Origin of the sequence: Streptomyces sp. IBSBF 3136 (assembly GCF_036815105.1) — a bacterium.
Taxonomy (GTDB): Bacteria; Actinomycetota; Actinomycetes; order Streptomycetales; family Streptomycetaceae; genus Streptomyces.
The window spans coordinates 1-9,698 of record NZ_JAJSZC010000267.1 but is presented as its reverse complement, the minus strand read 5'-3'; the positions used below and the strand labels follow the sequence as shown (position 1 = coordinate 9,698).

The 9,698-nt window shown below is 74.4% G+C and carries 9 protein-coding genes; 4 read left to right on the top strand and 5 right to left on the bottom strand.

Features of this window, described 5'->3' with window-relative positions; all coding sequences use genetic code 11:
- On the bottom strand, positions 1–405 hold a 405-nt coding region (locus tag V7E45_RS35485; RefSeq protein WP_333778386.1), incomplete at its 3' end, for an STAS domain-containing protein.
- A 129-nt stretch (positions 406–534) separates the two neighbouring features.
- Here V7E45_RS35485 and V7E45_RS35480 point away from each other — a divergent pair.
- Complete coding sequence (locus V7E45_RS35480; RefSeq protein WP_333778385.1) at positions 535–897, top strand: helix-turn-helix transcriptional regulator; 363 nt, start codon at positions 535–537, stop codon at positions 895–897.
- A 201-nt stretch (positions 898–1,098) separates the two neighbouring features.
- Here V7E45_RS35480 and V7E45_RS35475 read toward each other — a convergent pair whose 3' ends face one another.
- Together V7E45_RS35475 and V7E45_RS35470 are read right to left on the bottom strand one after the other, a co-directional pair.
- Positions 1,099–5,358 carry an nSTAND1 domain-containing NTPase gene (locus V7E45_RS35475; RefSeq protein ID WP_333778384.1) on the bottom strand — a complete coding sequence of 1,420 codons (4,260 nt, stop codon included), beginning with the start codon at positions 5,356–5,358 and terminating at the stop codon, positions 1,099–1,101.
- A gap of 718 nt (positions 5,359–6,076) precedes the next feature.
- The gene (locus V7E45_RS35470; protein ID WP_333778383.1) at positions 6,077–6,556 is read right to left on the bottom strand and encodes a hypothetical protein; all 480 of its coding nucleotides are present in this window, start codon (positions 6,554–6,556) and stop codon (positions 6,077–6,079) included.
- Between the two features lie 235 nt (positions 6,557–6,791).
- Between V7E45_RS35470 and V7E45_RS35465 the strand changes: the two genes are divergently transcribed.
- Positions 6,792–7,319, top strand: coding sequence for a hypothetical protein (locus tag V7E45_RS35465; protein WP_333778382.1), 528 nt, complete (start codon positions 6,792–6,794; stop codon positions 7,317–7,319).
- Positions 7,320–7,416: 97 nt separating this feature from the next.
- The gene (locus V7E45_RS35460) at positions 7,417–7,605 is read left to right on the top strand and encodes a ferredoxin (protein ID WP_333778381.1); all 189 of its coding nucleotides are present in this window, start codon (positions 7,417–7,419) and stop codon (positions 7,603–7,605) included.
- 10 nt (positions 7,606–7,615) lie between these two features.
- Here the strand turns inward: V7E45_RS35460 and V7E45_RS35455 are convergent, their stop codons facing one another.
- Entirely contained in the window at positions 7,616–8,395 is a 780-nt protein-coding gene (locus tag V7E45_RS35455; protein ID WP_333778379.1) for a glycosyltransferase family 2 protein, read from the bottom strand.
- A 211-nt stretch (positions 8,396–8,606) separates the two neighbouring features.
- The gene (locus V7E45_RS35450; RefSeq protein WP_333778378.1) at positions 8,607–8,948 is read right to left on the bottom strand and encodes a DUF6344 domain-containing protein; all 342 of its coding nucleotides are present in this window, start codon (positions 8,946–8,948) and stop codon (positions 8,607–8,609) included.
- Between the two features lie 348 nt (positions 8,949–9,296).
- Here V7E45_RS35450 and V7E45_RS35445 point away from each other — a divergent pair, with 348 nt between their 5' ends.
- A complete protein-coding gene (locus V7E45_RS35445; protein ID WP_003999697.1) occupies positions 9,297–9,425 on the top strand; it encodes a DLW-39 family protein in 129 nt (42 codons plus the stop codon).
- Positions 9,426–9,698: the final 273 nt, after the last annotated feature.

Below are 9,698 nucleotides of genomic sequence, written 5' to 3'. Positions count from 1 at the left end.
GTGGGGGTGTGGGGGTGCGAAGAGGTCCTGTGCTCCGAGGAGGCGGAGCAGTCTGTCGATGGTGGGGCTGGTGCGCTGGATGGTGATGGTCTTGCCCCGGCTCAGGGCCCGTCGGCGGAGTTCCATGAGGACGGTGAGGCCGGCGCAGTCGCAGAAGGTGAGCCCGCTCAGGTCCAGGTCGAGGCCGCCGGCGGAGGCGGCGAGCGCCTCGCCGAGGGGGGCTCGAAGCCGGTTGCCCGAGATGAGGTCGAGTTCACCGCGCACGGTGACCCGCACCCGGTCACCGCTCGTCGCGTACGACGTGACCGTCTGGCCAGGGGGGAGCGGCTTCGCGACGGCGTGTCCGCTCTGGCAGGGGAGGGCCGGCGCCGTGGGCGACGGTGCCCGGTGGGAAAGGTGCTGCATGGCTCACTCCCGATGCGCTCGCCGTGATCCGCCTCCACGTTCCCTCACGGAGGGAACGTACGTCAATATATACACGAACTCTTGTACGTGCTTTTGGATACGTGCAATTCCTTTCAGTAGACTCAGGGCATGGATGAGGTGCCGGAGTCCCACAGCGGATGGACGTTCCTGACGAACCACGCCCGTGTCCTCGCGGCCATCGCGGACAACCAGAGCGCGCGCGTCCGGGACATCGCAGCCCGCTGCCGTCTCACCGAGCGCGCCGTGCAGAAGATCATCGCCGACCTGGAGCAGGCCGGTTACCTCTCGCACACCCGCCAGGGCCGCGGCAACACGTACGAGATCGACCCCGCCAGGATCCTGCGTCACCCGACCGAGGCCGGTCAGGGGCTCACGGTGGCCTCGCTCCTCGCACTGCTCGTCCGGGACGAGGACCACCGCGCGGTGCCGCACGGCGAGCGCCCGCACCCGCACTCGCACGCGGCCGGCTGACGCCCGCGGGCCGACGGCCTGACGGACGTGCCGGGACGGGAGGCGGCGTACGCCGTGTCCCGTTCACGGCGTACGCGAAGGCCCGACCGCTGGCGACGGGGGATGCACCAGCGATCGGGCTATGGCCAAGGGTAACAAGGTTGTGCGGGCTGAGGGAGCCAACCGGCTTGTTGGTCGCGGTAGTTGGCCGATCTTGGCCGGTCAGCGGGGGCACGGCGGGTCGTACGACAGGCGGGGAAGGTACTCGTGCCATCTCCGGGGGGTCAGGACCCCCCTGGTGACCGAGCAGATGTGCCGGATCGCCGTGTCGGCGTCCAGGCGCCACAGGCGCACCGTGTCGGCGCCGCTGGACACCCCGAGCACATGGCTGCCGGGGCTGAAGGACAGGAAGTTGCCGGTCTTGGCGTAGGGGCTCATCGACTGGCCGATGGGGGTGGCCGAGTCGGGCCGGGTCACGTCCCACAGCCGGACCGTGTTGTCGTTGCCGCCGCTCGCCAGCGTGTTGCCCGACTCGCTGAACGTCAGTGACGTGACCGCCTCCGTGTGGCCGGTGAGCGGTGCGCCCAGCACCGTCGGCGCGCCCGGATCGGTGACGTCCCAGAGCCGTACGGTGTCGTCGTCGCTGCCGCCGGCCAGGGTGTGGCCGTCGGGGCTGTAGGCGAGCGCGTTGACCGGGCCGGTGTGCTGGGTGAGCGCGGGGCCGGTCCGGGTGGCGTGGCCGGGGTCGGAGACGTCCCACAGCCGGATGGTGCTGTCCGCGCTGCCGCTGGCGAGCGTGCGCCCGTCCGGGCTGAAGGCGAGGGAGTCGACGAAGCCCCGGTGGCCGGTGAGCGGCTTGCCGAGCGGGACGGTGCGGGCGGGGTCGCTGACGTTCCACAATTGGACGGTGCGGTCGTCGTAGGCGGTGGCCAGGGTGCGTCCGTCGGGGCTGTAGGCCAGCGAGTCGGGGCCCGCGAAACGGGTGTGCAGGGTCAGCGGCGCCCCGGCCGGGACCGGATGGGCCGGGTCGCGGACGTTCCACAGGTGCAGCGACCCGTGCCCGGTCCGCACGGCCAGGGTGTGGCCGTCCGGGGAGAACGTCATCGACCGCTGGTAGCCGTCCGCCGCCATGAACGGCCTGCCCAGGGACACGGGCCGGCCGGGCGCGGCCACGTCGTACAGCCGGACCCTGCCGTCGCGCGCGGCCGTTGCCAGCACCTTGCCGTCCGGCCGGAACGCCCCGCTGCGGCCGACCATGTCCTGCGTCGGGACCGACCAGAGGCGGACCTTGCTGTCCCCGCTGCCGGTGGCCAGGGTGCGGCCGTCGGGACTGAACCCCAGGGCGTACATCTCGCCGCTGCTGCCCGCGAGCGGCTCGCCCACCTGCGAGGGGGACGCCGGGTCGGTGACGCTCCACAGGCTGGCGGTGCTGTCCGCGCTGGCGGCGGCGAGCCGGCCGCCGTCGGGGCTGAAGGCCACCGACCAGATGGGGCCGGTGTGTCCGGTGAGCGGCGAGCCGAGGGGTTCGGCGCGCGCCGGGTCGGCGACGTTCCACAGCCGGATCGTGTCGTCGGCGCTGCCGCTGGCCAGGGTGCGGCCGTCGGGGCTGAAGGCGACCGAGTGGACGATGTCCGTGTGGCCGGTCAGCACCCTCGGCAGGGGCCGGGGGTGGCGCGGGTCGGCCGTGTTCCACAGCCGGATCGTGTCGTCGTCGCTGCCCGCGGCGAGCGTGCGCCCGTCGGGGCTGAACGCCACGCAGCGCACCGCGGCCGTGTGGCCGCCGAGCTTGCCGAGCGGCTCGGGCCGGCGCGGGTCGGCCACGTTCCACAGGCGTACGGTGCGGTCCTCGCTCGCGGAGGCGAGGGTGCGGCCGTCCGGGCTGAAGGCGACCAGGTAGATCGTGCCGGTGTGGCCGGTGAGCGGTCGCCCCAGCGGCGTGGGGTGGGCGGGGTCGCGCACGTCCCACAGCCGGATCGCGCCGTCGTCGCCGGCGCTGCCCAGGGTGTGGCCGTCCGGGCTGAAGACCGCGCTGCTCACCCAGCTGGTGTGGCCGGTCAGGGGCTTGCCCAGGGGTTTCGGCCGGCCGCGGTCGGCGACGTTCCACAGACGGACGGTCCGGTCGTAGCTGGCCGTGGCCAGGGTCTTGCCGTCGGGGCTGAAGGAGGTGAGGTAGACGGCGCCGGTGTGGCCGAGCAGGGGGGTGGCCAGGGGCGCGTTCACGATCGAGATCAGCCTGCTGAACGTCCCCTCGTCGCCGGGCCGCAGCCGGTGGGCCACCAGGTCGAGCTGCGCAGCCAGCGACGGATCCGTGTGCTGCACGCGGTCCGCCTCGGCCAGCACCTGCTCGAACACGGCGTCGTCCCGCTGCTGCCACGCCACCACCGCCGATCCCGCGGCGAGCACCGCGAGCACGACGAGGGCGGCCACGGCGGCCCGGCTGATCAGGACGGTCCGCCTGCGCAGCCGGACCGAGGCGGCCAGGAACCGTACCGCGCCGCGCGTGAGATAGGTGTTCCCGGCGGACTTCGCCCAGGTGCGGGCCTGTTCGAGCCGGGAGCCGCGGTAGAGCAGCGAGCTGTCCCGGTTCGAGGCCTCCCAGGCGCGGCCGTCCTCCTCCAGACGCTGGCGCAGCAGGTGGTCGCCGCGGTCCTCGTCGATCCAGTGGCGCAGCCGCGGCCAGGCGTGCAGCAGTGCCTCGTGGGTGATCTCCACGGTCTCCGCGTCGAGCGTCACCAGCCGGGCGCGCACCAGCGCCTCGAGCGACTCCTCCGTCTTGCCGGGATCGGCCGACTCCTGCGCGAGCTGGCGCCGGCTGCCGCGGCGGCGTGTGGCCTGGGTGTCCTCGCCCAGCCGGACCAGCCGCAGCAGGAGCAGCCGGGCGGCCGAGCGGGCGGCCGGGTCGAGGCTGGACCAGGCGCGCTCGGCGGTCGCCGCCACCGCGCCCTGGATGCCGCCCGCGGCGCGGTAGCCGGCGAGCGTCAGCCGGCCCGCCTTGCGGCGCTGCCAGGTGGCGAGCAGGGCGTGGGAGAGGAGCGGCAGCACTCCGGCGTCGTGCGCTCCGCGCGGGCCGTCGGCGCTCACCTCGCGCACGATCAGCTCGGCGAGCCCCGGTTCCAGTTCGAGGCCGACGGCCTTGGCGGGTCCGGTCACCGCGTCGCGCAGCTCGGCGGTGGTCAGCGGGCCGAGGACCATGTGCCGGTGCTGGAGGGCGTCGGCCAGTTCCGGGTAGCCGAGGCACTGCTCGTAGAAGTCGGCGCGGACGCCGAGGACCACGAGGACGGGGGCGGGAGCGGCCGAGTCGGCGGCCGGGGTGCAGGCGGCGCGCAGGAACTGGAGGAAGGTACGGCGGCCGGGCTCGTCGGAGCAGAGGGTGAACGTCTCCTCGAACTGGTCGACGATGATCACCGGGCGGGTGGCGGGGGAACCGGCGTCCGGGTGCGGAGCCGGATGCCGAGGGTCCGGGCCGGGGTCCGGCTCCGGGGACGGACGAGGGGCGGACTCCGGGGTCGTGTGCGGGTGCGGGTGCGGGTTCGAGTCGGGGTCCCGCTCGGGCCCCGGGCTCGCTTCCGGTGCCCCTTCCGGTTCTCGGTCCGGTATCGCGTCGTCCCGCAGGCGGTGGTGCGCGTGCGGGGACGTCTCCCGGTGCGCCCAGGCCGTGACCGCCTCCCGTACCGCCTGGGCGAAGCGGGGTGCGTCGGAGCCCGGTGCGGCGGGGTGGTGCACGGCCTCCTCCTCGGCCCGGCGGGCGGCGGCGGCCGGTGCGGCGAGCTCCGGGATGCGGCGGGTCAGCTCGCCGAGCGGATCGGCACCGGGCACGAGCTGGAGCACGGCGCCCGGCCGCTCCCCGCCGGCCCCCGGCAGGCCGTCCTCAAGGGCCCCGCCCCGCACCGCGGGCACCAGACCGGCGTTCAGCAACGACGACTTCCCCGCGCCCGAGGCGCCGACGAGCATGATCAGGCCGCCCGTCTTCTCGGCGGCCCGCAACTGGGCCACCAGGGCCTCCGTGCTCCGCTCCCGCCCGAAGAACCACCGGGCGTCCTCCTGGCGATAGGGCGCCAGGCCCCGGTAGGGGCACACACCACCGGCGACGGGCGGGGCCGCGTCCGTCGCCCGCCGGTCGTCCTCCGCGGGCGCCGCCGGGCGGTCGCCGGCCGGGCCGGCCAGGGCCTGCTCCCACAGGCGCTGCCACTGCGTCAGGTCGTACAGGCCGGCGGAGACGGGAGCGGGCCGCGCCCTGCGGGCCTCGGGGATCAGGATGTGCAGAACGGCCGCGAGGGCGGCGAACTGGGCCGGGACGTTCTTCGCCCGCCGCCAGTCGCTGATGCGCTGGGCCGACACCCGTACGGGACGTCCGCGCTCGTCCACCCGCTGCAGCCGGACGACCGACTCCGACACGCTCTTCAGGGGAGGATTGCCGGCCTCCTTGTAGAGCAGCGCGAGGCGCTCCGCGAAGGCCGTGCGTGCCCCTGAGTCGGAACCCAAGGCCCCACCCCTTACTCCCCCCGCGTCTGGACGTCCGGACCGGAAAACTCACCCTATACGGCTGACCTGCGGCGAAGTCCTGGACCGGAGACCGGAACCTCCTCGCCGGGGACGACAAATGGCAGGATCACGACCCGGTAGCCGGTCCATCACACACCGTCCGGACAGGCCACCGGGCCCATCCGCGCCGGATACCGCCCAGGGCGCCGAACGTTCTCGGTCAACTTCGTCCGGGAGGCGCCCGAAGTGCCGACAACCCCACGACCCCGAGTCCGCACGATCCCGAAGTCCCGCCCGATCCGAGGTCCCCACGGCCCCGGAGATCCCAGGGCCAGGCCCCCCACGGCCGCCACGGCCCTGAAGGTTCCGAGGCCCCCACGGCCCCGGAAACCACAAGACAGCACGGACGCCGCACTCCCCGGACCCGATTCGCGCCGGCCACGCCGACGAAGCGCGGATCGACGTCACCCGCTCCGTCCGGTACCGGTCCCCACGAGGGGAGGGACCGGTGCCGGACGGGCTGGTGCGGGCGCGCCGTGCGGACACCGGAGCGCGCGGGCGGTCCCGCCGTCCGCAGGGCGGCCCGCGCATCCGCCGGACGGGTCCCGGGACCCGTCCGGCGGACACGCGTGTGCCGGGCACGGGCGGATGTACTTGTGCGGGTGGGCGAGCTTCCGCGGGCGCGTGCCGGGAGATCCGCGGCGCCGGCCCCCGAGCGCTAGTCCATCCACCCTGCCGCCCGAGCGGCGGCGACGGCGCCGCGTTCGGCCTCGTCGGCGCTGGTGTTCAGGGCGGTGTCCCGGCCCGGGGCCGTTCCGCCCGCCGCTGCGGCGGCCGCCCGGGAGGCGGTCAGCGCGGCCCGGAGGGCCGGCGAGGCGCCGGTGCCCTCGCGTGCCGCGGCCACCTGGGCCGCCAGGGCCGCCGCCGCGGCCGCGTTCCGGGCGCAGCGGGCGTCCGCCGCCGGATCGGGCGCGCTGTCGGCCAGTGCGTCGAGCGAACCGGACGCCAGCCGCAACGCGCCCGCGGCCCGGCCGACGGGGCTCGTCGGCACCAACTGGGCCGCGTCCTGGGCGATCCCGCAGTGACGGCAGGTGGCGACGGCGCGGTCGTAGGCGCTGCGCGCCCGTGCGGCGTGCGACCTTCTCAGCTCCGCCGCCGGCACGGCGGTTCCTGCCCGGACCTCTTCGCGTCCGCTCATCTTCGGTCTCCCTCGGGCGCAGGACACCGGTCCGGCGGGGTCCGGGACCGGGCGCGGGCAGGGTGCCACGCCGGTCGTGAGGAGACCAGAAGCGTGCGCGAAACGGGCACGGTCCGAAGGCCGCACCAGCAACCGCCCGGAGGCCGTCCCCGAGCGCCCTTGACGACCGGGCTGGAGATCTGACGACACGTCAGTTATGGTCTGCGCGCCGGTCGTTCCCGAAGGGGTGAGTGCCATGGTGAAGCGTCCCGAGTGCCCGCGACCTCCCGGTGCCCCGCGCTGGGTCGCGATGTTCCACCGGCCGTCGGACGGCTCCTGGCGGGTGGCGGCCGAGTCCCCCGACCGGGCCCCCGTGCTGTACGCGGTCGGGGACATGGCGCAGACGGTACGCGCGCGCGGCGACGAGGTGACGGTCGCCCTGTGGGGCCCCCGGGACGGCACCTGGCATCACTTCGAGACCCCGGCCGCCCCGGGTGTTCCGGCCACTGCGGAAATCCCGGCGGCCGACCCGTCCCCGGAGCGCGCCCGGAAGCCGGGCGAGCGCGCCGACGAGCCCGTCAAGCTGGCCGAGCGCATGGCGGACCGCCGGCATCAGGTGCTCATGGCCGGGCTGAGCAGGGCGGGTCTGTACGACCTCTCCCCCGAGGACGAGTCGGCGCTACAGGCGCTGGTCGACCGGCTCGACGAGCCCACGGCCCGCCGGGTCGCCCACTGGCTGTCCGCCGCCGCGGCCGGCCGCCGAGCGGCCGGCGAACCCGGTTGACCGCGCGGCGCACCGGGCAGTGACGTCCTGGAAGCCGGTGTACCGACCGGCGGGCCGCCCGCGGGGGAGGCCGGGGTCACGTACGGCTGGAGGACGTATGAAGGTCACCGTCGACCGGGGCGTGTGCTACGGCTCCGCCGAGTGCGCGCACCGGGCCCCGTCCGTGTTCGCCTTCGAGGACGGGTACGGCGTGGTCAGGCCCGGGCGGGCGGACAGCGGGGACGATCCACAGGTGCGCGAGGCGGTGGAGAAGTGCCCGTCGCAGGCCATCGTGCTCACCGAATGACCGCCGCGCGTCAGGGGAGTTGAGGACCTTCCTCCCGTCCCGCTCGGGCGGGGCAGGCCCAGGCGAAGTCCGCCAGCGCCCGTGCCCTGGCCTCGGCCACGGCCATCCGGGCGTCCCGCTCCACCGGGTCGACGTGCGGGGCCTGCCCGGTCATCTGCCCTTCCCACTTGCGGTACAGCAGCCCGGGTTCGGCGGAGAACCAGCCGCGGGAGACCGCGTCCAGGGCGAGGAGCAGGCCGGTGTCCTCGGAGGCGGGCAGTGCCATCCAGCCGCCCAGCGCGGTCAGCAGGTCTCGGCGGACGAAGAGGGTCGCGGGGTGCACCGGCGCGCGGAACCCGTTCTCCTTCCAGCGGCGCAGGACGGATCCGCGCTCGACCGGTCCTTCGGCCGGGTCGCCGGGGAAACCGGCCGTGGAGCCGTCGGGCAGCAGGTCGAGGACCCGGCAGGTCGCCCAGCCGAGCGTGCGGTCGGCCTCCAGCGCGGCCAGGTCGCGGGCGAGGGCGCCGGGGGTGAGCTGGTCGTCGGCGTCCAGGACCTTCACGTACTCCCCGTCGGCGTGCGCCAGCGCGAGGGTGCGGGTGATGCCGGGGCCGCCTGGCCGGCCCTGACGGAAGCCGACCCGCTCGTCGTCCGGGACGTAGGGCCGGACCTCGTCCGTGCGGCCGTCCTCCTGGATCACCCAGCGCCACTCCCAGCCGTCCGGGAGCCACTGCTCGCACAGCGACTTGTGGGCCTCCGGCAGGAAGCGCGCGGACGGTGCGTGGACGGCGGTGACTACGGTGATGCGCACCCGGCCAGGCTATGACCCCCGCAGGGGGGCGAGGACCGAGGGATCGCCGGGTGGTTCGTCGCGGTGGTCGCGGTGTCGGGGGTTCGTCGGGGTCCGGAGAAAGCGCGAGACCCCCGGCCGTTCCCGGCCGGGGGTCTGTCCGTGTCGACTGGTGCGTACGCAAGTCGCCCGTGCTGTCGAAACGGCCGCGGTCCTGCGTGCTGCGCTCTGCTCAGCAGTCGAGCTGTGCGGTGGTCTGGGGGGCCGCGTCCGTCTCCGCCTCGGTCTCGTCGAGGGGGCGGTGCCGGCAGCTGGGGGACTTTCCGTGGGCCTCGGCCCGAATGCGCTGCTTCATCGTGGGGGGAAGGGCCCTGCCATGGGACCAGGCCCAGTGGTTCATCACCGGGATCGTCGGGGTCGTCTGCGTCTCGGCGCTGGTGCCGGCGCCGCCGGCCGGGGCCTCGGTCCGGGCGGCCGCGGTGGTCGCGGTGACGAGTCCGAGCGCCGTGCACAGCGCGAGGAAGGCGGTGACGATGGCGGTCCACAGCTGCACGACCTTGTTGTTCCCGGTCATGACCCCTCACTTTCAGGTTGGGCGATTTGCGTACTTTGTTCATGATGTGTATGGGGGTCGCGAAGTGTGGGACCGACGCCCACGGCGCGGCGATGTTCCGATGAACACCACTCGGATGGGTGCAGGGCGGTCAGAAAAGCCGCAAAAGCAGGTGAGGACGAGCGAAGGGGGAGAAAGTAACGGTCCGTGCGGGCGCGCTCACCCTCCGGCCGCAACCGTCGCCGACCTGGGCTATTGCGCTGGCGGGGGCGGGAGTTGGGGCCCCACGCAGGTCACCGATCGATATCGGTCGGTGTGTATAGTCGGGCGCCAGAGGTCCCCTACGTCAAGGAAAGACGAGGTCGCGCGGTGAAGAAGCTGCTCCTGGTCGCACTGGCCGCCATCGGCGGGCTCCTCGTGTACCGCCAGATCCAGGCGGATCGCGCCGAGCAGGACCTGTGGACGGAGGCGACTGACTCCGTGCCCACGGGTTCGTGAGTACCGATCCAGATTTCGATCAGACCCCGGCCGCCCTCGCGGTCGGGGTTTTGTGTTGTCCGGCCGGCTGCCCCGCGCGCCCTCGGGTTGCCGCCTCCCGTCGGGTGGGGTAGGCGCCACTGACACGGTCGCCGACGGGGTCGAAGTTTCGGACGGCCGTACGGATTCCCCGGATGGCGCAGGCCGGTCCGGGGCAGGATGGGCCACGGCCGGGGGCGCGGGTACGGAGCGACGGGAGTGGCACGTGCGGGGGCGTGGGACGTGGTGGTGGCG